This is a genomic window from uncultured Enorma sp., assembly GCA_905210055.1.
In the GTDB taxonomy this organism is placed as follows: Bacteria; Actinomycetota; Coriobacteriia; order Coriobacteriales; family Coriobacteriaceae; genus Enorma.
In genome coordinates this window covers 1-23,519 of sequence record CAJLVH010000015.1, presented here as the reverse complement: position 1 = coordinate 23,519, position 23,519 = coordinate 1, and the positions used below count along the sequence as shown (strand labels likewise).

The window sequence follows — 23,519 nt, the reverse complement described above, 5'->3', positions numbered from 1 at the left end:
GGCGACATCGCCTGCGAGCCACGAGACTGCGGACACAGCGGATGCTACCGATACCGCGTCGCCCGCCTCGCCTGCAACCGACGCGGCCACCCCGGCAGAACCGGAGGAGACCATCGTCGGCATCTCCGTGTCCGAGGGCAGCACGTCGTGGGTAGAGATCAAGCTCGACGGCGTCTCTATCTTTGCCGACAACGTTATCGGGCCTTTCGACAAGGAATATACCGTCGAGGAATCGATCGAGATCACCGTGAGCAGTCCGGCCGATGTGACCGTGACGCATAACGGCGAAGAGGTGAGCTGGGATACCCGGACCGCCGGGGTCGCTAAGGTGACGATCACCGCGCCGCAGCCGGAGACCCCCGCGACGGATGGGGAAGCGGGAACCGATGAAGACAGCGCCAGCGCTACCGCCTAGTGAGCGCACCGCAGACGATCAAGGAGGAATCATGGCCAAGGAATCGAGTTTCGACATCGTTTCAGAAGTCGATATGCAGGAGGTCGATAACGCCTACCAGCAGACCGCGCGCGAGATCGCTCAGCGCTACGACCTGAAGGATTCAGGCTCTACCGTCGAGCTTTCAAAGGGCGATCGCACCATCACGATCACCGCTCCCGCGGATTTCGTCGTTCGCCAGATCACCGACGTCCTCAATTCGAAGCTCATCAAGCGAGGCATCGATATCAAAGCGCTTTCGTGGGATACCCCGCAGGCAGCATCGGGCGGCTTCGTGCGCGTCGTCGGCCATATCGTCAACGGCATCGACCAGGAGACGGCAAAGAAGATCAACCGCGATGTCAAAGCGCTCAAGCTCAAGTGCAAGATCCAGATCGAATCCGACAAGCTGCGCGTCATCTCGGCATCGAAGGATACGCTCCAGGAGGTTATTGGTTACCTTCGCGATGCCGATTACGGTTTGCCGCTCCAGTTCACGAACTACCGCTAACGCGCGCATTCCGCGCTGCACGCGAGCTGTACAAGAAAGGCACTCATGTCCGAGAACATCACCGATAGTCTTGGCGCCATCTACTTCATCACCCTCGGTTGCGCTAAGAACGAGGTCGATACCGACCGCATGCGCTCGCTTCTGCTCTCTGCGGGCTACGAGGAAGCATACGATGTCGAAGATGCCGATGTCGCCATTGTGAATACGTGCTCCTTTTTGGCTTCTGCCACCGAGGAGAGCGTTGAGGCAACCCTCGCTCTTGCCGAGGAGGCTGCCACGGGGGTGCGCAACCTCAAGATCGTGATGTGCGGCTGCGTTCCCTCACGCTACGGAGAGGATCTTCCAAGCGAGCTTCCCGAGGTCGCTGCGTTCGTCCGCACTGATGAGGAGGACGGTATCGTGGCCGTCGTCGATCGTGTACTCGGGTGCGAGCGCGTGGAAGCGCCGCTTGTGCCTCAGGTGAAGCGCACGGTGGAATGCGCCGTCGCATATGTGAAGATCTCCGATGGCTGCGACCGCTTCTGCAGCTTCTGCGCCATTCCCTACATCCGCGGGCGCTACCACAGCCGCCCTTGGGAAGAGATCAAAGCGGAGGTTTGCGACCTCGTCGCCGCAGGTGTGCGAGAGATCGTGCTCATTGGGCAGGACACCGGCATCTGGGGCGAGGACTTTGATGAATCCGTCGCCGGCCCAGGCAACCTCGCGCAACTCCTTGTTGCCGTCGCTCATGCCGTTCGCCCAGAGCGTGTCTGGGTGCGTGTACTCTATCTTCAGCCCGAAGGGATGACGGACGAGCTTATCGCCGCGATCCGTGATACCCCTGAGGTTCTGCCCTATATCGATATCCCCATCCAGCATTGCAGCGCGCGCGTTCTGAAGGCCATGAACCGCTCCGGTTCCGAGGACGAGCTCAAGGCGCTTTTCCAGCGCTTGCGTCGCGAGATACCCGGCATGATCATCCGCACGACCTATCTTGTCGCGTTCCCGGGTGAGACGTATGAGGAGCATGAGCAGATGCTCGCCTTCATGGATCGTACTGGCTTCGACTATACGAGCGTCTTCGCCTTTTCTCCTGAAGAGGGAACACGCGCCGAGAAGATGGACGGCCAGATCGATGATGTCGAAAAACTTGAACGCACCCAGGCCGCGATGGATCTGGCTGAATCGCTCGGGTTCGCGGCGACTGCCTCGCATGTAGGGGAGCGCGCTGAGGTGATCGTCGACGGCATCGAAGAGACGGACGAAGGACCTGAGCTCATCGGGCATGCATGGTTCCAGGCTCCGGATTCCGATGGTGCGGTGCATCTCGATGCCACTGAGGCCACCGTTGGTGATATCGTTGAGGTCGAGTTTACTGACAGCTTCTGCTACGAGCTCGTCGGTTATGTCGTGGAATAGCGAGGGACACATGGATCCAGAAACCAAGAATAGGGATGAGGGCGCGCCGAGCGTTTGGACGCCGGCAAATATCGTCACCTGCGTGCGCATCGTATTCATACCGGTGTTCATGGTGCTCGCCGAGCTCTCGTGCATCCAGGCCGGCGCGCTCTACGACCCCGTGCTCGCCCCGGCAGCGTGCATCCTGTATATTCTCTTGAGCCTGACGGACAAGCTCGATGGTTATCTCGCGCGGTCGCGCAATGAAATCACGGATTTCGGCAAGTTCCTTGACCCCATCGCCGATAAGCTTCTCGTGTTCTCTGCGTTGCTCATCTTGCTCGAGCAGGAGTTCGTGGGCGTATGGGTCGTCTTCATCATCTTGCTGCGTGAGTTCCTCGTGAGCGCGCTTCGCATGGTCGCTGGAGCGAAGGGCGTCGTCATCGCAGCCGATACCCTTGGCAAATGGAAGACTGCGGTCACGATGATCGCGCTTTGCGGCTACTTCATCGCCATCGCGATCGCGTCTGTCGGAGGCGTCTATCTTGCCGCGTACCTTGTCATCGCCGCACACGTGCTCATTATTTTGGCGGTGGTTCTCACCGTCGTCTCGGGCGTGCAGTATTTCTGGAACGGCCGCGACGTCTTCTTCTCGTAAGAGGAGGCATCCATGACCTGTGCTGTTCAGGCTGCGGAAGAGGCGGCGAGTGAGCTCGTGCGTCTCTGCTGTGAGCGCGGGGTAACGCTCTCCACTGCTGAGTCTTGCACGGCGGGGCTCGTCTCATCGACGATCGCCGACATTCCCGGTGCCTCTAATGTGCTTCGCGGCGGAGCGGTAACCTATGTCGATGAGATCAAGCATGCCGTCCTTGGCGTATCGTTGCATACGCTCGAGCACTTCACCGCTGTTTCCGTTCCATGTGCCTCCGAGATGGCTGAAGGTGCACGCAGGGTATTCGGGAGCACGCTCGCGGTGAGCACGACGGGCTACGCGGGACCTGGAGGCGGCACGGAGGAAGATCCCGTGGGCACCGTCTATTTCGGTCTCGCGAGTGATCGCGGGGTACACACGGAGTGCTGCAGGTTTGAAGGGACGCGCGAGGACGTACGCCAGGCGGCTTGTTTGCATGCACTTAAAATGCTGCTGAATGTGGTAGAAGAGGGATAGCTTTCTGCACTTTGCCCCGTCCTAAGGCGTTTCCTTTCGAAGCCCGATTCGCTTCGCTCACGAAGGGCTTCGAAAGGAAACGCCTTAGGACGGGGCACTTTGTTGAGGCTCGATCATGCCTATTGCTAACCGCGCACACTATCTACGCAGAATCACGTGCATATTCGTTTCCGGAGCTCCCGTGGCGCCGTCTTGGTCTCAGCATCCTTCGTGAGCGAAGCGAATCGGATGCTGAGACCAAGACGGCGCCACGGGAGCGGTCTAGCACTATAAGAATGCATGGTGTTTCTTTGTTGAAATGAGCGTAGTGGTTCTTACTGGTTACTGGGTTGAAGCATACCTGGGGGTATGTTTTCGCAGCTTCCTGGAAAACTGACAGGAGCGTTTTAGATTGTGACAAGGTTCGTGCGAGAGGGGTGCTGGGAATCTGCAAGGTTGGCGCGGTAGCATTTCGGTATCAAGCTTGACTGCGAACAGCTGTTCGCGTATTATGCATATGGCAACCTAAGAGGAGGATTCCATGGCTAAGAGTTCCGGCCCGGTCAAGACCATTCACGAGCGCACCTTTGGCGAGGAGCGCGATAAGATGATCGAGGCTACCAAGGCCGAGATCGAGAAGAAGTTTGGCAGCGGTTCCATCATGCGTTTCGGCGATGGCGGCCCGGAGATGGAGATTGAGGCTATCCCAACCGGCGCGCTCTCGCTCGATGCCGCACTCGGTATCGGTGGCGTTCCTCGCGGGCGCATCATCGAGATCTACGGCCCCGAATCCTCCGGAAAGACGACGCTTTCGTTGGAGATCCTTGCCGAGGCGCAAGCCGCCGGCGGCATCGTCGCGTTCATCGATGCGGAGCATGCGCTCGATCCCGCTTATGCAGCGCGCATCGGTGTCGATATCGATGAGGTGCTCATCTCGCAACCCGATACCGGTGAGCAAGCGCTCGAGATCTGCGATATGCTCGTCCGCTCCGGTGCCATCGACGCCGTCGTCATCGACTCTGTAGCTGCGCTCGTTCCCCGTGCCGAGATCGAGGGCGAGATCGGCGATTCGTCGGTCGGTCTGCAGGCGCGTCTCATGAGCCAGGCGCTGCGCAAACTTGCCGGCTCCCTCTCAAAATCCAATACGACGTGCATCTTCATCAACCAGCTGCGCGAGAAGATCGGCGTCATGTTCGGCAACCCCGAAACCACCACGGGCGGCCGTGCGCTCAAGTTCTTCTCATCGGTGCGCATCGAGATCCGTCGCATCGAGAGCATCAAGGTCAAAGACGACATCGTCGGCAACCGTGTGCGGTGCAAGGTCGTCAAGAACAAGGTTGCCGCTCCCTTCAAAACGGCGGAGTTCGACATCATGTACGGCACCGGTATCTCGAAAGAGGGATCAATCCTCGATATGGGCGTCGACTACGGCGTTGTGAAGAAATCGGGTGCTTGGTACACCTACGATTCAGAGCGCCTCGGTCAAGGCCGCGAGGCCGCCAAAGATTTCCTCAAGATGCATCCCGACTTAAGCGACGAGATCGAGCATCGCGTGCGCGTCGCCTGCGGTCTCGATTTCTCCGATGAACCTACCGGGGATGCGATTATCGAGGATGAGGTCGACGCAACGGCGGCGTCTGCAAAGTAGTATGTGCGGTCATTTGATCTATGGAGCAGTCTGTTACAGCGATAGAGGTTGCGTATCCAACGCGTAAGGAAGGCGCCTTCCCGTCTTCGATAGGCAGCATGCGTCCGCGCGCCCAGGTCATATTTGATTTGGAGAGAGGCGGGGGCGTTTCCGATACGCGCACCCACTGGGTTCCGCCACGCGTCGCGCGTGCATTCGAACGCGACCTTCCCGAGCTTCCCTGCCCCTACGACCAAGCGACTCGACTGCTTGATGAGCTCGAGAAGAACCTCTGCCTCTCTGCGCTCACCGAAATGCTTGGCAGGAGGGAATATGGCGCCCATGAAGCTGAGCGAAAGCTCCACCAAGCAGGATTTCGGCGAGGTGCTATCGAGCATGCCTTGAAGCGAGCACAGGAGCTCAGATTCCTCGATGAGGAGCGATTTCTTCGCAGCTATATCGACGAGCGGATTCGACGCGGATGGGGGAGAATCAAGATCGAGGCCGATCTTCGCCGTCGCGGTGCAGATCCGTTTTCTTTAGAGGGGTATCCCGAAGCGTTCTTCTCGATCGAGGATGACCGTGCGCGTGCGACGGCCTTGCTGGCACGTAAGCCCATCCCAGAACGTAACGCCTTCGAGCGCCTTGTGCGGCACCTCATGAGCAAGGGCTTTTCCTATGCGGTCGCGGCGGACGCCGTTCGCTCGCGCCTTGCTTCCGCCGAAGATTTCGACGATGTCGAAGATAGCGTGTAATTCCTTCGGAAACCGTCTCGCGCATGTAGTGAACATTTGACAGCATCTTCACAAAAACGTACGATGAACTTGTCATTTGTCTTGTGATGCACACTCATCTTCGATGAGATGCCTGTGTTGATAGCATAACTTCATATTGGGTGTTCAGACCTTGCAAATGTCGGGGGCGCTTTACGCGCCCTGCATCATGATGATTCTTATACATTGAGGAGCCTAGCATGGAGATTATCATCGGCATCGTTGGTGGCATCTTGGTTGGTGCCATCGTTGCCGTGCTCGCCATGCGCAACGCGAAGAACGGCAGCCTCCGCGAGGCCGACTCGAAGATCGAGTCTGCTCGCCAAGAGGCGGACCAGGTGATCGGCGATGCGCGACGCGCGGCAGAGACGCTCAAGAAGGAAGCCCTTCTCGAAGCCAAGGAAGAGATCATCCAGAACAAGCAGGCGGCCGAGGCGGAGGAGAAGCAGCGCAAGCGCGAGCTCCGTTCCCTCGAGAACCGCATCATGCAGCGCGAAGAGTCGCTCGACCGTCGCAACGACGCCCTCGACAAGCGCGAGCATCAGCTTTCGAGCCAAGCTGGTCAGGTCGAGAAGCGCGGCCGCGAACTCGATGAGCTCATCGATCGCCAGACGAAAGAACTCGAGCGCATCTCCGAGCTCACGCGCGATGACGCCCATCGCGAGCTCCTCGACAAGGTGCGCGGTGAGGTCACGCATGAGGCTGCGACGATCATCCGCGATTCCGAACAGCGCGTGAAAGCAGAATGCCAGAAGACGGCACAGAAGATCCTCTCTACGGCAATTCAGCGCTGCGCTGCCGACCACACCGCCGAGGTCACGGTCACGTCTGTTCATATCCCCTCAGACGACCTCAAGGGTCGCATTATCGGTCGCGAGGGTCGCAACATCCGCACCTTCGAGCAGGTTTCCGGCGTCAACCTCGTCATCGACGATACGCCCGAGACCGTCGTGCTCTCGAGCTTCGATCCGGTGCGCCGTGAGACGGCTCGCGTCGCGCTTGAGAACCTTATCGCCGACGGCCGTATCCATCCCGCGCGCATCGAGGAGATGTATAAGAAGGCGTCCGACCTCGTCCAGCAACGTGTGCGCGAGGCAGGCGAGCAGGCGGCGTTCGACACCGGTTTCCATGACCTGCATCCCGAGCTTGTCAAGACACTCGGCGCGCTGCGTTATCGCACGTCGTTCGGACAGAACGTGCTCAACCACTCCATCGAGGTCGCCGAGCTTTCTGGGATCATGGCCTCGGAGCTCGAGCTCGACCCGGTGCCCGCTCGCCGTGCCGGCCTCCTGCACGACCTCGGCAAGGCTATCGACCACGAGGTGGATGGCCCGCACGCGGTGATCGGTGCCGACCTAGCGCGCCGCTACGGTGAGAAGCCCGAGATCGTCCACGCCATCGAGGCCCACCATGCCGACGTCGAGCCCAATACGGTTCTCGACATGCTCGTCATGGCCGCAGACGCCGTCTCGGCTTCCCGCCCGGGCGCTCGCCGTGAGTCCTTCGAGAACTACGTGAAGCGCCTTGAGCAGCTTGAGGGTATAGCCAACGCGCACGAGGGCGTCGAGCGCACGTTCGCCATGCAGGCCGGTCGCGAGGTGCACGTCATGGTGCAGCCCGAGAAGATCTCCGACGCCCAGGCCACCGTGCTCGCCCACGACATCGCCCGCCAGATCGAGGAGGAGATGGAATACCCCGGTCAGGTGCGCGTGGTCGTGATCCGCGAGAGCCGCGCTACGGACATCGCGAAGTAGCCTTACGCCATGGCAGAGGCTAACGAGCTCATTTCGTTCATCGCTTCGATGACGGGCGAAGGGAACCTGCGCGTCGAGGAGAACCTCGGCGAGGGCTTCGTCCGTCTTCGCGTCGCCGAGGCGGAACGTCGTCAGGCGAAGCATGATATCCAGCATGTCGAGGACATCGTAACCGAGATGCTACGCAATGCGCGCGACGCGCATGCGAGCGCCATGTACATCTCAACTATGAAAGAGGGGGGCGAGCGCACCCTCCTCTTTCTCGACAATGGCTGCGGCGTCCCCGCCGATATGCAGGAGCGCATCTTCGACGCCCGCGTGACCTCTAAACTCGAGACTATGAAGATGGACCGCTGGGGTGTGCACGGGCGCGGTATGGCGCTCTACTCGATTCGCGAAAACGCTGAAGATGCCCGCGTAATGGCTTCGGCTCCCGGGCTCGGGTCGTCGTTTCGTGTCGTCGTCGACACCGATCGCTTGCCCGAGCGCGCCGATCAATCCACTTGGCCCGATGCTCGCCGTGATGAAAACCGCGTATGGACGTGCGTCAAAGGGCCGCATAACATCATCCGCACCGCCTGCGAGTTTGCCCTTGAAGAACAGCCCGGCTGCGAGGTTTACCTTGGGAGTCCGGCAGAGATCGCGGCGACGCTCTATGCCCACGCCTCGGGGCTTCTCGATACTCAGCAGCTCCTCTTCATCGATTCCGAAACCGCACTTCCCATCGTGTCGCGTCTCGGGTTTGCAGCCGATGCCGCCGATTTTATGCGGATCGCCGATAGCCTTGGCATCCAGATCTCTGAGCGCACGGCGCATCGAATCCTGAGCGGCGCTATCAAGCCGGTGAGAAGCGTTTCGTCGCGCCTCATGCGCAAGCGCGTCCCCGCGGATGCGCCTGCCGCCGTGGACCTTACGCGCGATCGACGCGGCCTCAAGATTGCGGCAGACGACCTCGATGCTTTCTCGCGCGCCGTCGAACGTGACTTCACCGATCTCGCCGAGCGCTATTACCTTACCCTTTCCTCTGATCCGAAAGTGCGCGTCACGCGTGATGCCATCACCGTGACGATTCCCATCCAAAACGTCGAATAGGTTTTGGAATTGCTTGCTCTACCTGCCTATATAGGGTAAAGTCAAAGAGCTGCATTTTCGAACCATACACGCAGGAGCATCATGGAATATCTCAAAGTGTCGAGCAAATCCTCACCCGCGTCGGTTGCCGGAGCCATAGCTGGCATGGTCAAAGATGGCGTTCCCGTCAACATGCAATGCGTCGGGGCCGGCGCCGTGAATCAAGCTATCAAGGCTATGGCCATCGCGCGCGGCTTTCTCATCCCTACGGGTCTCGACATCTCTTGTTCCCCGACGTTTTCGGACATCCTTATCAACGGTGAGTCCCGCACTGCGATCCGCTTGGCCGTGCTCGTGCATGCGCTTTCCATCAATAGCGTCGACGCCCCCGATTATCCGAACCATATGACGGCGGTGCAGTAGCCATGAGCCATCAGGACACGCAGTCCATCCTGGCGGGCAAGACGTACTTCATCCGGACGTTCGGCTGCCAGATGAACCTGCATGACTCCGAGCGCGTCTCGGGTCTACTCGACTCCCTCGGCTGCTTTCTCGCTGCCGATCCCGCGGATGCGGATATCGTTATCTTCATGACCTGCTGCGTGCGCGAGGCGGCAGACCAGCGTTTGTACGGTCAGTGCTCCTCATGCAAGAGCCTTCCCGTACCGCCATCTGGCAAGCGTGTGATCGCGGTTGGCGGCTGCATTGCTCAACGCGATGGCGAGCGACTCCTTTCGCATATCGACAACGTCGACGTCATCTTCGGCACGCAAGCCATCGCGCATGTGGACGAGCTCCTGGCTCAGGCTTTCGAGGACGACGAGCGCCATATCGACACGGCGGAGGGCGACCTGCCTGCAGCTACAACGCTTCCCTGGCATCGAGAGCAGCCGTTCCACGCGTGGGTGCCCATCATGACAGGCTGCAATAACTTCTGCACGTACTGCATCGTTCCTTATGTACGCGGACGCGAGAAGAGCCGTCCGTTCGACGCCATCGTCGATGAAGTAGCTGGTCTTGTGCGCTGCGGGGTGCGTGAGGTAACGCTCCTCGGACAGAACGTCAACTCGTATGGTCGCGACGTCCATGGTGAGCCGCGCTTCGCTGAGCTGCTGCGTGCGGTGGGGGAGACCGGCATCGAGCGCATCCGCTTCACGTCTTCGCATCCGAAAGATCTCTCGTTGCAGACGATCGAGACCATGGCCGAGGTGCCGGCCGTCATGCCGCATCTGCAGCTCGCCGTGCAGTCTGGTTCGAGTCGCATCTTGAAGCTCATGAACCGCCGTTATTCGCGTGAGGATTACCTGCGGCTCGTCGACGCCGTTCGCGAGCGCATCCCAGGCATCGCGCTTACCACCGATATCATCGTCGGGTTCCCAGGAGAGACCGAAGAAGATTTCGAGCAGACCCTTTCACTTGCTGAAGAGGTTGGTTACGCGCAAGCCTTCACGTTCATCTACTCGCGCCGCGAGGGAACGCCTGCGGCCAAGATCGAGGATTCCACGCCGCGCGAGGTCATCCAGGAGCGCTTCGATAGGCTTGTTAAAGCTATCGAAGGCACCGCATACGCATTCAACCAGCATGAACTTGGACAACGGGTGCCCGTGCTCGTCGAGGGCGCTTCCAAGAAGGATGCACGCATCCTTCAGGGCAAGAGTCCGAAGAACCAAACCGTCCACGCACCCATTCCCGAGGGCGCATCGCTCGACATGTATGTCGGGCACATCGTTGATGTCGACGTCGATGTTGCTCGTACCTGGTATCTCTCCGGAACGGTCGCTGGCGATCCTCGATGAGTGCGTCGATTGTCGCTATCGTAGGCCCCACCGCTGTCGGCAAGAGCGCCGTCGCGGATCGCGTTGCGCGAGCGCTCGACACAGATGTCCTTTCAGTCGATGCCATGCAGGTGTATCGAGGTATGGATATCGGTACCGCGAAGACACCGGTCAACGAGCGCCTTGTGCCGCTCAGGCTTGTCGATCTGGTCGATCCTGCGGTGAACTATTCCGCTGCCCTGTTCCAACGGGATGCGCGGTGCGAGATCGAGCGGTTGCGTGCCCTGGGAAAGCCTGTTGTCCTCTGCGGCGGCACCGGTCTGTATCTACGAGCCGCCCTCGATGAGATGGATTTTCCCGCAGGTGAGACGAAGAGCGACGCGAGAGTACGCTATGAGCGCCTTGCCAACGAAGCGGGTTCGCATGCCTTGCATGAGCTGCTTCGCTCGCGCGATCCACGAAGCGCCGACGTTATCCATGAGCATAACGTGCGACGCGTCATACGGGCTCTCGAGATGCTCGACGAGGGCACTTCATATGCCGATCAAAAAGCTGCGTTCTCTGCGCCGCGTCCGTGCTATGAAGCGGTGTATTTCGGATTGACGATGGAGCGCGAACGCCTCTACCAGCGTATCGACGATCGGGTCGACGCGATGATCGCGGCAGGGCTCATCGATGAGGTCGAGCGGCTCATGAACGCCGGCGCTGCCCCTGCACTCACCGCGCGTCAAGCGATCGGCTACAAGGAGCTCATCGCATATCTTGAGGGTACGATTGCCTTGGATGAGGCGGTTGAACTTATCAAGATGCGTTCTCGCCGCTATGCGAAGCGCCAGCTCTCCTGGTTCAGGCGCGATGGTCGCATCTCGTGGATATCCATGGATGAACTTGATGAGGATGCTGCCGCTACCTTTATTTTGGATGCGATTGGCAGATCATGACGCGCTTTGATTTCATTTCCACTGCTCCTTCTCCTGAACGGGCACTGCTTGTCGGTGTCGAAATGCGCGGTACCGCCTGGCCAGTTGAGCGATCGCTCGATGAGCTCGAACGCCTTGCCGATACCGCCGGTGCCGTATGCGTTGCGCGCGTCACGCAGCGCTTGGAGCGCCCGTATCCTAAGACGTTCATCGGGTCAGGTAAAGTTGAAGAGATCTGCGGTCTTGTGAAGCGCCTGGATATCGATGTTGTCATTTTCGACGACGACCTTACTCCTTCGCAGCAAACGAACCTCGAACGTGCCGTTGGCGAGCCTGTCAAGATCATCGACCGCACGGCGCTCATCCTTGATATTTTCGGACTCCATGCGCAGACCCGTGAGGGTAGGTTGCAAGTGCAGCTTGCGCAGCTTCAGTATCTGCTACCGCGGTTACGGGGCATGTGGAGCCATCTCGCCAAGGAGCAGACCCGCGGAGGTATCGGCAGCAGGTTCGGTCAAGGCGAGAGCCAGCTCGAGGTCGATCGTCGCCTTATCCGCAATCGCATCGCCACGGTTCGTCGTGAACTCGAGACCGTCGAACGCAGGCGGCGTGTACAGTCGAAGGAGCGGGTCTCGTCGCCAGCGTTCCGCGTGGCTTTAGCCGGCTATACGAATGCTGGGAAATCATCTCTGCTCAATCGTCTTACCGGGTCGAATGTCCTCGCCCAGGATAAGCTCTTCGCCACGCTCGATCCCACGACGCGCTCCTATCGGTTGCCCGGGGGTCGCCAGCTGACGCTCACCGATACTGTCGGGTTCATCCAGAAGCTCCCTCACGGGCTCGTCGACGCATTCAAATCGACGCTTACCGAGGCACGCGAGGCAGACCTTATCCTCAAGGTTGCGGATGCTTCCGATGAGAATCTCATGCGACAGCTCGATGCCGTCGATGCGGTACTTGAGGAGATCGGATCCGGTCAGACCCCTGCCGTGGTAGTACTTAACAAGATGGATTGCGTCGACGCCTTTGGCCGTGCGGATCTGCGCCGCATCTTTCCTGCCGCCGTCTGCGTTTCGGCGCTTACCGGCGAGGGTGTCGACGCACTTGTCTCGCGTATCGCGGAAGAGGCCGCAGCGACCGACCGCATGCTCGACCTGACGATTCCCTATAGCGAGGGTTCAGCACTTAAGCTCGTGCACGATTTCGGCCAGGTCATGGTTGAGGAGTTCGAAGCGAGCGCAGTCCATATCGTCGCCAAGGTACCGGCGCGCATCGCGGGACGATTGATGGCGTATGCGGACGACTCAACGGCCGCGTGAGACGTTCTCCTTGCTGAATCAATTGAGCATTCTGCATCATTGATGCTGAGTCGATCAATCTGCTTGAGTCCGCTTGTATGTGCGATAAGGCAGCCTTTGCCCTACCGAACTGCGAATGCTTATGCTGCGCTTGTGATGAGCATAAACAGGCAGATGAGCAGTGGTTGGTGAATGAGATAGATGACCAGGCTCGCACGGCCGACGGAACTGAGTACAGGAACCCAGTTCCGGCGCATCCATGCGGGATACCCTTCTGGTGAGTAGCGTGCGAAGAGACGCGCTGCATACATTCCAGCCATATAGAGAAACCCATAAGGCATGAGCGGGTAGTAATCGCCCGAGGCGAACGTTGTGCTGGGAATGCCGAGCCATGCGAGCCCTTCGATGTCATAGCGCTGTTCGGGCAGCATATAGGTGAGGGCGAAGAGAGCGAGCGCTATGCCGACTCCGAGGGCGGGATGCACGCGATCCAAGATAGGGGAGGCGAGCGCGTAGACAAGCGTGCTCGCCGCCATGCAAAACAAGATACCGAAAGAAACGGGTGTATCGACGTTTGCGATAGAGGTCGTGAGGAACACCGTTAGCGCAGCCGCTCCATAGATTCCCGCACGTTTGAGGTTGTTTCTGGAAAGCTGCGTCATCCAGCCGGCAAGCAGCAAGAACACCCAGCTGATGGAACACCGCCAGATGTTCTGCGCAACAGGGTCACTAAACCACGGGATATCGAAGCCGAACAGATAGGTAGCATCGTACGCTGCGTGAAAGAGCACCATTGATATGATGGTGAATCCGCGCAGCGTATCGAACAAGCAGATACGTTCGCGCCCGGGTGTGCTGGTAGCCTCCATAGCCGGTTAGAACCTGCGCATGAGGGCGACGACTTTACCCAGGATCTGCGGGTTATCCGCATAGATGGGTTCCATGGTGTCGTTCTCGGGTTGGAGCCGGACACGGCCGCGTTCTTTATAGAAGGTCTTGACTGTGGCCTCGTTGTCGATCATAGCGACGACGATCTCGCCGTTCATGGCGTTCGGTTGCTCGCGCACGATGAGGTAGTCGCCATTGAAGATGCCGACGTTGATCATGGAGTCGCCGTGCACCTCGAGGACGAACGAGGAGGAATCGGTCGCGATCTCGGTGGGGACGGTAAAGGAATCCTCAACGTTTTGCTCGGCAAGGATGGGCATACCAGCGGCGACGCGCCCAACGAGCGGAAGCGTGATCGTGCCGCGATCAGGTGATTCCTTGACCTCTGCGAGGTTGACAGAGGTGCCGTCCTCGTTGAAAAGCTCGAGCGCGCGGGGCTTGGTCGCATCACGCTTGATGAGTCCGCGCTCTTCAAGTGCACTGAGATGAGCGTGCACCGTGGAGGGAGATGACAGGCCGACGGCTGCTGCCATCTCGCGCACGCTCGGCGGATACCCTTTTTCAAGCTGATATTCGCGAATGAAATCGTAGATCTGCTGCTGGCGCTTAGAAATCTTGCGTGCCATCGGCTCCTCCTCATATTCCAAACAATTGTTCGATTTTCTCTTGACAAGAACAACTGTTCGAAGATAATGATATACGAACACTCGTTCTAACGCCAGAACTTTTTTGTCCGGGCGCGGAGATATAACCGTAAGCGACATACTTCAAGAAAGGGGATCACATGAACTCGAATTTCGCTCTCATCGATGGCAATCTTGCGCTTTCCGATTCCCATAACGATTCTCTAACCGCATGCTACGCTTACGAGACCGAGATCCTCACGCTTCCCGCTTCACCGCGCTCGTGCACGCAGAGTACGAAGCCCCTATATATGTCATCGCGAACCGTTCAGCCTGCGCAGGCGCAAGCGCTACATGGTGCTCGTCGTCAATTTAGCAACATTGCGTTCGCATTCGTGACGGTGGCGATGATCGCGGTAGTGCTGGCTGCGCTCTTTACCGTACTTGGATCAGAAGCGCGCACGTTCGAACGGGCGCTCGTCGAGACGGAGCGAACGACGGTGTCGGTGGCTCCCGGTGATACGCTTTGGGACATTGCCGAGGAGCATGGCGTCGATGGTCTTACCACGCAGCAGTCCGTCGATCTCATCCGTACGTGGAACGATCTTGAGCAGTCGGCGCTGCAGCCCGGCATGGAGCTCCTTGTTCCCGCTCTGAATTAATTTGCTCGAGTCGCACCTCACATATGTTTCGAGAGCATGACCCGAAACGGTCTTGGGCACTATATATTGAACTTTTTTCGTCGTAAATCCCAATCCGTGCTATCCTTGTGAAGTTCCATTCGCGAAGGAGGGTGCCATGCGTTGTCCGCGGTGCGGCGGAGCAGATACTCGAGTCATCGATTCACGCACGCAAGAGGCGAGCAACGCAATCAGGCGCCGTCGGGAATGCCGGTCCTGCGGTTACCGATTCACGACGTTCGAACGGTGCGAGGATCCCATCGAGGTTATCAAGAGCGATGGGACGAAACAGCCTTTCGACCGCAATAAGCTACTCGTGGGTCTTATGCGTGCAACTTCGAAGCGCGATATCGATGTATCGCGGCTCAATGCACTTATCGACGATATCGAACTCGAGCTTCGCAGTCGCACGCTAACCAACGTGACTTCGCACGATATCGGCGACATGGTACTCAAGCGCCTCGAAAAGCTCGATAAGGTTGCCTATATTCGCTTCGCCTCCGTCTATCGCGATTTCAAAGATATCGATGAGTTCAACGAGGAACTCGCAAAGTTGAGGTAGGACATGTCTCAGATTCAGGTTTCGATCAAGCGTCTCGATCCCTCCGTCGAGCTTCCCTCATATGCCTATACCGGTGATGCTGGTCTCGATCTTCGTGCAAACGAGACGGTGGACATCCCGCCCCTCGAGCGCGTCCTCATCCCGACAGGCCTTGCGATTGCTCTACCCGAAGGTTTCGCAGGCTTCGTTCAGCCACGCAGCGGCATGGCACTTAAGCGCGGTCTTTCCATAGCGAACACCCCTGGTCTCATCGATGCGCATTATCGCGGCGAGCTCAAGGTTATCGTCATCAACCTCGATGCGCACGAGGCCATCCATATCGAGCGTGGCGAGCGCATCGCCCAGCTCGTCATTCAAGAGGTTCCCACCGTGCAGCTCGTTGAAGTGGACGAGCTTGATGAGACGGATAGGGGAGCTGGCGGGTTCGGCTCAAGCGGAGCGGCCTAGGGGCGGCTTCCGAGCACATAGTATCGGCTGAGAAGGAAATCCGAAGAAAAGGGGAGAAATGGATTCGTTCTTCAAGCTACAGGAGCGCGGTACTTCAACCGTGACCGAGGTCCGCGCCGGCCTCACGACGTTTCTGGCGATGGCCTACATCATTATCGTCAACCCGAGCATTCTTTCGGCCGCGGGCATTCCGGAAACCGCTGCGGTGACGGCGACCTGCCTCGGTGCCGCGATCATGACGATCGCGATGGGCGTGTTCTCCAACCGCCCGCTTGCCTGCGCTTCCGGTATGGGCATTAACTCCATTGTCGCCTTCACGCTCTGCCTTAGCATGGGTGTGGGCTGGCAGACTGCGATGGCCGTCATCTTCATCGAAGGCATCGCCATCTTGCTGCTCGTGCTTTGTGGCCTGCGTGAGGCCATTATGGACGCCATCCCGGTTCCGCTGCGCCACGGCATCTCGATCGGTCTTGGCCTCTTCATCGCGATGATCGGTCTCAAGGACGGCGGCGTCATCGTTGCCAACGCCGACACGCTCGTCGCGCTCGGTACCATCGTGGATGCGGAGGGTGTGCTCAACTTCACCTTCGTGGTGGGTGTCATCTCTATCGTGCTCACCGTGATCCTGTATTCCATGAAGGTCAAGGGTGCGCTGCTCTGGGGCATCATCATCTCCGCCGTCATCGGTGTGCCGCTCGGCGTGACCCAGCTTCCCGCCGGTATCGTGGCACCGCTCGATTTCGCTACGTTTGCCGCGCCCTTCCAGGCTGACGCGAACACCGACGTCATGGGCATCATCCAGGTCATCACCACTCCGACGCTGCTGCTCATGGCCTTCTCGCTCATGATGAGCGACTTCTTTGACACCATGGGCACCGCCATGGCCGTCGCCAAGCAGGGTGACTTCCTCACCGAGGACGGCCGTGTCGAGGACATCAAGCCCATCCTCATCGTGGACTCCACCGCTGCCATCGCCGGCGGCTTCCTCGGCGCGTCCTCCATCACGACGTTTGTCGAGTCCGCGTCCGGCGCCTCCGACGGTGGTCGCACCGGCCTCACCTCGATTGTCGCGGGTATCTTCTTCTTGCTCGCGGCCTTCTTCTCGCCGCTCATCAACTGCATCCCGCAAGCTGCGACCTGCGGCGCGCTCGTTTTCGTCGGCTTCCTCATGATGAGCGATGTCGTTGACGTCAATTGGTCCGATCCCATCGAGGCTTTCCCGGCATTCATGATTATCGCGGGCATCCCGTTCACCTACTCCATCTCGAATGGTATCGGTCTCGGCTTCATCACTTATGTCATCGTGGCTACCATCACGGGCAACGTGAAGAAGATTCGTCCTCTCATGTGGATCGCAGCTCTCGCGTTCCTGGTCTACTTCCTTATGACCATCATGTAATGCGGTAGGGGATTACCTACATTCTGTATAGATTGATGAGACGTGCCAGAGCTGCGAACGTAGCTCTGGCACGTTCTTTTCAGATGAATAGATGCAACAGATCCAAAACATTGAACGATAGTCTTGGAGCGCCTCCTGCTGAACAATCATTTCTCGATATAAGATAAGGTACCTCAATAAATATCTGTTTACGGAATATAGCAAATGGGTACTGGTCTCATTAACACGGTGTTATCAATGTTAGGAGCATCCATGAACGACAAGCTTGCCCCCTTCGATGTAGCCGTCATCGGCGGCGGACCGGCTGGCTATGCAGCGGCGATATATGCAGCGCGCGCCAGTCTAAACGTCATCGTCGTCGAACAAGGAATGCCGGGCGGACAAATCGCAACGACCGATATCATCGAGAATTATCCTGGCATAGATAGCATCTCGGGCTTTGAATTCGGCCAGAAGCTCCAAGACCATGCTGCGCAGTTCGGTGTCTTGAATGCTTACGGTGTGGTTTCGTCAATTGAACGTACATCGGATGCGACGTTCATCGTTCATGGCGACCCCGATTCCTATCATGCCAAAGTGGTCATCGTCGCTACCGGAGCGAGCCCTCGTCATGTGGGATTTGAGGGTGAAGATCGGTTTACTGGACGTGGCATCTCGTACTGTGCCACTTGTGACGGTATGTTCTATCGGGGCAAGGAGGTGTTCGTTATCGGCGGTGGCACCGCAGCGTGCGAGGAGGCGATGTATCTCTCGAAGATCGCGACCAAGGTAACGATGGTGGTTCGCCGCGATGAATTCAGGGCTCCCAAGGGTGTTGTTGACCGTATGCTTGCCTGCGAGAACGTACAGGTGCGCTACGAGACGTCAATTACGCACGTCGATGGTGATGCTGCGATAACAACCATTCAATTCAAGAACAACCGCACTGGTGAGGTATACGAGGAAAGCTTTGATGAAGGCTCGGTCGGTATTTTCGTCTTCGCGGGAACGAACCCGGCTACGAAACTCGTCGAGGGCTTCGTCGACCTTGGATCAGACGGCGGTGTTGTGACCGATGAGGATATGGCTACTCGTACGCCTGGAATCTTTTGCGCGGGCGATATGCGCAGCAAGCATCTTCGCCAGGTCATCACTGCTGCCGCAGACGGAGCAATAGCTGGCATGTCTGCCTACCGCTATCTTAGCAGTCACTAATTTACGATAATATATCTTATGTAAAGTTGTTATCTTAATAAAGAATGGGAGCGCTTAGACGCTTGGTTCTAAGCACTCCCTCTCTTCATGAAGATAGATTCCATACTTTAGGAGCGCGTCACCGTGTAGACGGGAAAGCCTGTGTTGATAAGGTCACTTTGTAACCCGTCCCAACGTGACGTGTAATTACCAGCCGTAGCCGATGATGAGGCCGTCCTCCTCAGCATAATACGAGCAGAGGCCGCCGCATGGCATGATGATGATCTCGGCATTCGGCCAATCTTGGTGGATACGATCGGAAAGCTCTTGTGCGGCACGCTCGTTAAACACGTGGTCGATGTAGACCGGTCCACCGGTATAGCCGTCGCCCTTCATGCATCCGACGATCTTCTCGAACGCCTTTTTCTGCGAACGTGCCGGACCCACGACCTTGATGGTTCCCTCACTGCTCGCAGTGCCGAGAATGCGGATCTTAAGCTTGTTCGCCAGTACACCAGCCATCTTGGGCATACGCCCCGCCTTGGCGAGGTTTTCGTAACTGGAAAGCAAGAACAGCACGGTAGACGACTGCTCGAGGTCGCAGATATGGGCTGTGACCTCATTAAACGTCGCCTTGGGATGAGCGGCGAGATACCTATCGACCTCAATGGCAAGCAACTCGAGCTTGCCGCCGGCGGCTCGGGAGTTCACGATGAAGATGTTGCGCTCGCCCTCTTCAAGTACGATATCGCGCGCCATGACCGCAGCTTCATAGCTGCCGGAAAGATTCGCAGAAATGGTGATGGCAATGATGTTATCGGCTTGCCGGAATAGATCTGCCCATTCACCGACACTTGGGCACGCACTCGACGAGGCGGTCTCTTCAGCCGAAACGCGACGGTTAAGCTCTGCGACATCGAGCGATGCATCGTCGATGAATTCTTCATCGGCGACGTTGATCTTGAGCGGAGCGAACCGATAGACGCAATCGGGTGTCTGTGGTTCGAAGCCACGGAGATTACAGCTCGAATCTGCGACGATCGCCCAACTCATGATCTGTTCCTTTCATAGCGGTCAGTACCGTTCTTTGTATAGTAACACGCCAAAGAATTAGCTGACGTAGTTTTCAAGACATTATGATACACTATCTCAAACGATATGATGCGAAACGCCTCCCATCTCGGGAAATCTCCAATGAGATTGCAAGAGATGCGGACGTGCAAGGCGAAACGGGGTGCATACGTGATGGTTCAACATAAACGGGTTATCGCGATGACGGACGGCGCGGCGGCGATCACTCAAGAGGATATTGCTCCTACTATCCTGCCCGATGCCTATCTCACCTCCGATGTCGCTCAGCGCATGGCCGCGTTCAGACTCCCCCGCTATAACGAGCTTTCAAGCGTTAGTCTGTATCGTGACCAGGTCATCGGCGTTGTCGAACAGGCGCTTGAACCGTTTCGGGATTGCATCGATGGAGAGCTGCTCACGCCCTCTATGGTAAATAATTATGTGAAGGCAGGGCTTCTTCCCGCACCGGTAAAGAAACAATATGGCCGTGAACACATCGCACGGCTCATCGTGATCTGCATCTTCAAACAGGTGCTCTCCATCCAGGCGATCTCGGCGCTCTTTCGCATCCAGCGTCTCACGTATCTGGTGGACATCGCCTTCGACTACGTTGCTACCGAGCTAGAAAACGCGGTGCATACGGCTTTCATGCTTGATGCTGCTCCCATCGCAGACACCGCATCCATGGTCACGCGTGAGTCTCTGCTCGTTCGCAATGCCGTGACGGCGTTTGCCGCGAAGGCGTATCTGATCGGGTACCTACACTTCATTGGATTTGAGGATAGCGACAAATAACGAGCAGTTTTCGGCAAGAACATCGCTATCTGGTTAAGCAGCCAACAGCTTTGAGAAACCCTCCAGATATGAAAACGGACGCCTGAACTTATAGATCAAGCGTCCGTTTAGTATGTATCCCTCGTCATACAAAGCACGATGCGCGCAAGCGTATTCCCCAAAGCCCGATGCGCTTGCCGCAGAGTATTACTGGACTTTCACCAGACTCACAAACGGTACGGTTCCGCCCTCTTCAAGCAACGGACGAGGATTTAGGAACGCGAGCTCGAGGATGCAGCCATACCCAATAAGCTCGGCGCCCATCTCACGGACGAGTTTGCCTGTGGCAGCGGCGGTGCCGCCCGTGGCCACAAGATCGTCGACGATGAGCACCCGGTCACCGGGGCAGAGCGCGTCGGCGTGAATCTCGAGGGTGTCGGTGCCGTATTCGAGCTCATAGCTTACAGAAACGGTCTCGCGCGGAAGCTTGCCGGGCTTACGAGCCGGAACAAAGCCAGCACCGAGCTCGAGCGCCACGGGCACTCCCACCATGAAGCCGCGTGCCTCAGGACCGATTACCTTAGTGATGCCGGCATCTTTGTACGCGGCCGCGATGGCATCGATCGCGCGATGCATCGCCTCGGCGTTCGCAAAGAGCGGCGTGATGTCCTTGAAGATGACACCGGGTTCGGGATAGTCCGGAATATCGGTGATGTAGGATTCGAAATCGAAGGCAGCCATGGCTCTCCCCTATCTATTGGCACGTCGTTTCGCAGCTGGCGCTGAAGCAGCTTTAGATCCAGTGGGTTTTTGATCGGAGGCCTGACGCGCATTCACCTGCGCGGCTGCCTCCCTCTGCGCGACCTCAGCTTTATGCGCAGAACGCGCAGCCTCGGCACGAGCGAGCTCGTCGTCAATGGAATCGACATCGGCGTCTTTTACCACAGCGTTGAGTGATTCGAAGACACGGTTCTTCAGCAGCGCAGTGTGCAAACCATCGGTGAGATCGTGCAGCTTCTTGAAGGCACGCTCAAGTTTCGCACTGCGGTCTTCGTCGCTATCGTCCATGCCGAGCATGCCCACGAGCACCTGTTCGAACATCGTTGACTCGCGGTTAGCGGAAACGACGTATTGGCGCAGATTGCGCGGCTCGATATGGAATCGGGAGAGCTCGTCGCAAAAGCGAATGATTTCGAAATCGTTACCGTCGATGAGCTCGCGGTTTTTAGGGCTCTTGACGATGCGCACTAAGTCGTTTTGCGCAAGCGAACGCACGAACGAGATGCTCACACCTAAGAGATCCGGAATATCCTCGAGCGGATGGAGCTTCTGCTTGGTCTCCTTCGGCTGCGCCTTCATGGGGACATCGGAGAGCAGGCCGACCTCGTAGGCGAGCATATGGAGGTCGTCGGCTCCCTCGAGGCGCTGCTTGATGACGTTGAGAGGCATGTAGCGCGTCTTCTGCAGGTGCAGGATGACCTCAAGACGCTCCACGTCGTCCATGGAATACTGGCGATATCCCTTAGGAGTTCGGTGTGGCGTGATGAGTCCCTCATCCTCCAAGAAACGAATCTTAGAGTTAGAAAGGTCGGGATACGTGCCGCGAAGGAGGTTAACGACTTGGCCGATACTGAGGTAGCTGCGCTCGGCCAAGGTTACTCACCAGTCTCGATGCGCTCCGGCTTGCTTTCGTGGTAGATGAGCGTGAAGGTACCGATTTGCACGGTCGAGCCGTCGTGTAGCGGAGCGGAGTTCACGATGACGCCATCGACCCAGGTGCCGTTCAGCGAACCCAGATCCTCAATGGAGGTACCGAACGGCGTGCGTACGACTTTTGCATGCGTGCGCGAGACCGTCATGTCATTCAAGAAAATGGTGTTCGCCGGATCGCGGCCAATCGAGGTCTCGGTATCTGTGAGCTCGAAGGTGTTGCCGGTTTGAGGGCCTTTGATGATGGAAAGGACGGGATTGGAGATAGGGGCGCTCTTCATGAGGTCCGGTGCCGTGGCATCGTCCATGGGGATGCGGAACACGCGCGTAGAATCGATGGATGAATCTGCCATGGTACTCCCATCACACAAGAAGCCGGATAGAGCCGGCCGTACGTCACAAAGATACTGTTATTCTACCCCACCGGGGCGCAATCTGCCCGCGACGTTAGGAGGCGTCGTCGCCCTCCACGATTTCCGGGTTGAGGAAATCTTCATCTTCCTCTTCAGGATGCTCGATGGCGCGCTTGCCCGCGCGGTAGCCTTTAACAGTGTAGATCACAGCAGTGAGCAGCGAGAAGATGACGCCGAGATACACGAGAAAGATGCCAAACGGAACCTGCTGGGCATCGAGGCCAGGAAAGAACGCAGAGGCATCGCCTAACACCCTGAGACCGTGCACTTGGGGAAGGCCGAGGAGCATGAACGAGAAGCCGCTCATGAGCAGCGCGGTCGCTGCCTTACCGGTATAGACGACGTCGATAGGCCGCTTGTGGTAGCGATGCACGATGGAGTTGCCAATGGCCAGGTACACGTCGCGCGCGATGATGACGATGCAGATCCAGATGGGGAGTTCGTGGCGCACGACGAGGCCGAGCACGCCTGTGAAGAGGAGCGCGCGGTCGACGATGGGATCCATCATCTTGCCGAGCCAGCTCACGGTGTGGGTCATACGGGCGATGGTGCCATCAAGCCAATCGGTGCTCGCGGCAACGGCGTAGATGACGAGGCAAACATAGCGGTTGACGTCTGTCACGAACAGGTACAGAAAAACGAACGTCAGAACGAGGCGAAGTGCGGTAATGAAATTGGAGACCGTGAAGATCTGGTTCGAGGGATACTCCGATGTACCGACGAGTTCCCGCTTGACCTTCCGTCGAAATCCCACAATTCTCCCCTAGCAATAGCAGCCTTGGTTACAAACTGTCATGGATGATACCCGATAACCAGCAGCCTAACCCTGACGATGCGACATAAAAAAGGCGCCGAGTCACCCCGGCGCCCGAACATTCTGGTCGGGACGACTGGATTTGAACCAGCGACCCCTTGACCCCCAGTCAAGTGCGCTACCAAACTGCGCCACGTCCCGCAAACCGTGCATCACTGCACAGCAAAAGATACTTTACTCAACTCGCTCCCAAGATGCAAGCATTAATTTCTTCAACATCTTAGGCGTCACTTTGGGGACGGGTTAGTTTGTGCCGGAGGCGTCACTCTGGGGACGGGT

At 57.9% G+C, this 23,519-nt stretch carries 26 protein-coding genes and 1 tRNA gene; 19 read left to right on the top strand and 8 right to left on the bottom strand.

Annotation, left to right across the window (positions count from 1 at the left end; translation table 11 throughout):
• The 13 genes from QZ079_RS02305 to hflX form a co-directional block, all read left to right on the top strand.
• A partial coding sequence (locus tag QZ079_RS02305) for a RodZ domain-containing protein (RefSeq protein ID WP_366926424.1) occupies window positions 1-415 on the top strand: 415 nt, incomplete at its 5' end.
• A 31-nt stretch (window positions 416-446) separates the two neighbouring features.
• Entirely contained in the window at window positions 447-944 is a 498-nt protein-coding gene (locus QZ079_RS02300; RefSeq protein ID WP_297034571.1) for a YajQ family cyclic di-GMP-binding protein, read from the top strand.
• Between the two features lie 45 nt (window positions 945-989).
• On the top strand, window positions 990-2,342 hold the full coding sequence (gene rimO / locus QZ079_RS02295) for a 30S ribosomal protein S12 methylthiotransferase RimO (RefSeq protein ID WP_297034568.1): 1,353 nt from the start codon (window positions 990-992) through the stop codon (window positions 2,340-2,342).
• Window positions 2,343-2,352: 10 nt separating this feature from the next.
• Complete coding sequence (pgsA, locus tag QZ079_RS02290; protein ID WP_297034565.1) at window positions 2,353-2,979, top strand: CDP-diacylglycerol--glycerol-3-phosphate 3-phosphatidyltransferase; 627 nt, start codon at window positions 2,353-2,355, stop codon at window positions 2,977-2,979.
• A 12-nt stretch (window positions 2,980-2,991) separates the two neighbouring features.
• The gene (locus QZ079_RS02285; RefSeq protein ID WP_297034562.1) at window positions 2,992-3,489 is read left to right on the top strand and encodes a CinA family protein; all 498 of its coding nucleotides are present in this window, start codon (window positions 2,992-2,994) and stop codon (window positions 3,487-3,489) included.
• A 520-nt stretch (window positions 3,490-4,009) separates the two neighbouring features.
• Window positions 4,010-5,116: a recombinase RecA gene (gene recA, locus QZ079_RS02280; RefSeq protein ID WP_291289386.1), complete on the top strand. Its 1,107-nt coding sequence runs from the start codon at window positions 4,010-4,012 to the stop codon at window positions 5,114-5,116.
• Between the two features lie 128 nt (window positions 5,117-5,244).
• A complete protein-coding gene (locus tag QZ079_RS02275) occupies window positions 5,245-5,850 on the top strand; it encodes a regulatory protein RecX (protein ID WP_297034559.1) in 606 nt (201 codons plus the stop codon).
• Between the two features lie 218 nt (window positions 5,851-6,068).
• On the top strand, window positions 6,069-7,622 hold the full coding sequence (rny, locus tag QZ079_RS02270) for a ribonuclease Y (RefSeq protein ID WP_297034557.1): 1,554 nt from the start codon (window positions 6,069-6,071) through the stop codon (window positions 7,620-7,622).
• Window positions 7,623-7,631: 9 nt separating this feature from the next.
• The gene (locus QZ079_RS02265) at window positions 7,632-8,714 is read left to right on the top strand and encodes an ATP-binding protein (protein WP_297034554.1); all 1,083 of its coding nucleotides are present in this window, start codon (window positions 7,632-7,634) and stop codon (window positions 8,712-8,714) included.
• An 81-nt stretch (window positions 8,715-8,795) separates the two neighbouring features.
• Window positions 8,796-9,116: a stage V sporulation protein S gene (locus tag QZ079_RS02260; protein ID WP_291289390.1), complete on the top strand. Its 321-nt coding sequence runs from the start codon at window positions 8,796-8,798 to the stop codon at window positions 9,114-9,116.
• A gap of 2 nt (window positions 9,117-9,118) precedes the next feature.
• A complete protein-coding gene (gene miaB, locus QZ079_RS02255; RefSeq protein ID WP_297034550.1) occupies window positions 9,119-10,489 on the top strand; it encodes a tRNA (N6-isopentenyl adenosine(37)-C2)-methylthiotransferase MiaB in 1,371 nt (456 codons plus the stop codon).
• Entirely contained in the window at window positions 10,486-11,409 is a 924-nt protein-coding gene (gene miaA, locus QZ079_RS02250; RefSeq protein WP_297034547.1) for a tRNA (adenosine(37)-N6)-dimethylallyltransferase MiaA, read from the top strand. Before miaB ends, miaA begins: the two co-directional genes overlap by 4 nt.
• Window positions 11,406-12,707, top strand: coding sequence for a GTPase HflX (gene hflX / locus QZ079_RS02245; RefSeq protein ID WP_297034544.1), 1,302 nt, complete (start codon window positions 11,406-11,408; stop codon window positions 12,705-12,707). The genes miaA and hflX overlap by 4 nt, the downstream gene beginning before the upstream one ends.
• Window positions 12,708-12,826: 119 nt before the next feature.
• On the opposite strand, the gene QZ079_RS02240 is transcribed toward hflX, so the two are convergent.
• Window positions 12,827-13,555, bottom strand: coding sequence for a heparan-alpha-glucosaminide N-acetyltransferase (locus QZ079_RS02240; RefSeq protein ID WP_297034541.1), 729 nt, complete (start codon window positions 13,553-13,555; stop codon window positions 12,827-12,829).
• A gap of 6 nt (window positions 13,556-13,561) precedes the next feature.
• Window positions 13,562-14,200, bottom strand: coding sequence for a transcriptional repressor LexA (gene lexA, locus QZ079_RS02235; protein WP_291289395.1), 639 nt, complete (start codon window positions 14,198-14,200; stop codon window positions 13,562-13,564).
• 158 nt (window positions 14,201-14,358) lie between these two features.
• Between lexA and QZ079_RS02230 the strand changes: the two genes are divergently transcribed.
• The 5 genes from QZ079_RS02230 (at window position 14,359) to QZ079_RS02210 (ending at window position 18,479) form a co-directional block, all read left to right on the top strand.
• Window positions 14,359-14,859: a LysM peptidoglycan-binding domain-containing protein gene (locus tag QZ079_RS02230; RefSeq protein WP_297034537.1), complete on the top strand. Its 501-nt coding sequence runs from the start codon at window positions 14,359-14,361 to the stop codon at window positions 14,857-14,859.
• Between the two features lie 136 nt (window positions 14,860-14,995).
• The gene (nrdR, locus tag QZ079_RS02225) at window positions 14,996-15,439 is read left to right on the top strand and encodes a transcriptional regulator NrdR (protein ID WP_297034534.1); all 444 of its coding nucleotides are present in this window, start codon (window positions 14,996-14,998) and stop codon (window positions 15,437-15,439) included.
• A gap of 3 nt (window positions 15,440-15,442) precedes the next feature.
• Window positions 15,443-15,886: a dUTP diphosphatase gene (dut, locus tag QZ079_RS02220; protein ID WP_297034532.1), complete on the top strand. Its 444-nt coding sequence runs from the start codon at window positions 15,443-15,445 to the stop codon at window positions 15,884-15,886.
• Between the two features lie 58 nt (window positions 15,887-15,944).
• Window positions 15,945-17,285, top strand: coding sequence for an NCS2 family permease (locus tag QZ079_RS02215; protein WP_297034529.1), 1,341 nt, complete (start codon window positions 15,945-15,947; stop codon window positions 17,283-17,285).
• A gap of 252 nt (window positions 17,286-17,537) precedes the next feature.
• Window positions 17,538-18,479 carry an NAD(P)/FAD-dependent oxidoreductase gene (locus QZ079_RS02210; protein WP_297034527.1) on the top strand — a complete coding sequence of 314 codons (942 nt, stop codon included), beginning with the start codon at window positions 17,538-17,540 and terminating at the stop codon, window positions 18,477-18,479.
• Between the two features lie 186 nt (window positions 18,480-18,665).
• Here the strand turns inward: QZ079_RS02210 and QZ079_RS02205 are convergent, their stop codons facing one another.
• Window positions 18,666-19,511 carry a DegV family protein gene (locus tag QZ079_RS02205; RefSeq protein ID WP_297034524.1) on the bottom strand — a complete coding sequence of 282 codons (846 nt, stop codon included), beginning with the start codon at window positions 19,509-19,511 and terminating at the stop codon, window positions 18,666-18,668.
• Window positions 19,512-19,703: 192 nt separating this feature from the next.
• On the opposite strand from QZ079_RS02205, the gene QZ079_RS02200 reads away from it, so the two are divergent.
• The gene (locus tag QZ079_RS02200; protein ID WP_297034574.1) at window positions 19,704-20,324 is read left to right on the top strand and encodes a DUF1836 domain-containing protein; all 621 of its coding nucleotides are present in this window, start codon (window positions 19,704-19,706) and stop codon (window positions 20,322-20,324) included.
• Between the two features lie 186 nt (window positions 20,325-20,510).
• On the opposite strand, the gene QZ079_RS02195 is transcribed toward QZ079_RS02200, so the two are convergent.
• From QZ079_RS02195 to QZ079_RS02175, 5 genes are all read right to left on the bottom strand, one after another.
• Window positions 20,511-21,044 (bottom strand): adenine phosphoribosyltransferase, encoded by a 534-nt coding sequence (locus QZ079_RS02195; protein WP_291289402.1) that lies wholly within the window; start codon window positions 21,042-21,044, stop codon window positions 20,511-20,513.
• A 9-nt stretch (window positions 21,045-21,053) separates the two neighbouring features.
• Window positions 21,054-21,956: a MerR family transcriptional regulator gene (locus QZ079_RS02190; RefSeq protein ID WP_291289403.1), complete on the bottom strand. Its 903-nt coding sequence runs from the start codon at window positions 21,954-21,956 to the stop codon at window positions 21,054-21,056.
• 2 nt (window positions 21,957-21,958) lie between these two features.
• Entirely contained in the window at window positions 21,959-22,366 is a 408-nt protein-coding gene (locus tag QZ079_RS02185; protein ID WP_297034519.1) for an FHA domain-containing protein, read from the bottom strand.
• A 94-nt stretch (window positions 22,367-22,460) separates the two neighbouring features.
• Window positions 22,461-23,180: a CDP-alcohol phosphatidyltransferase family protein gene (locus QZ079_RS02180; RefSeq protein ID WP_297034516.1), complete on the bottom strand. Its 720-nt coding sequence runs from the start codon at window positions 23,178-23,180 to the stop codon at window positions 22,461-22,463.
• A 124-nt stretch (window positions 23,181-23,304) separates the two neighbouring features.
• A tRNA-Pro gene (locus tag QZ079_RS02175) sits at window positions 23,305-23,381 on the bottom strand.
• Window positions 23,382-23,519: the final 138 nt, after the last annotated feature.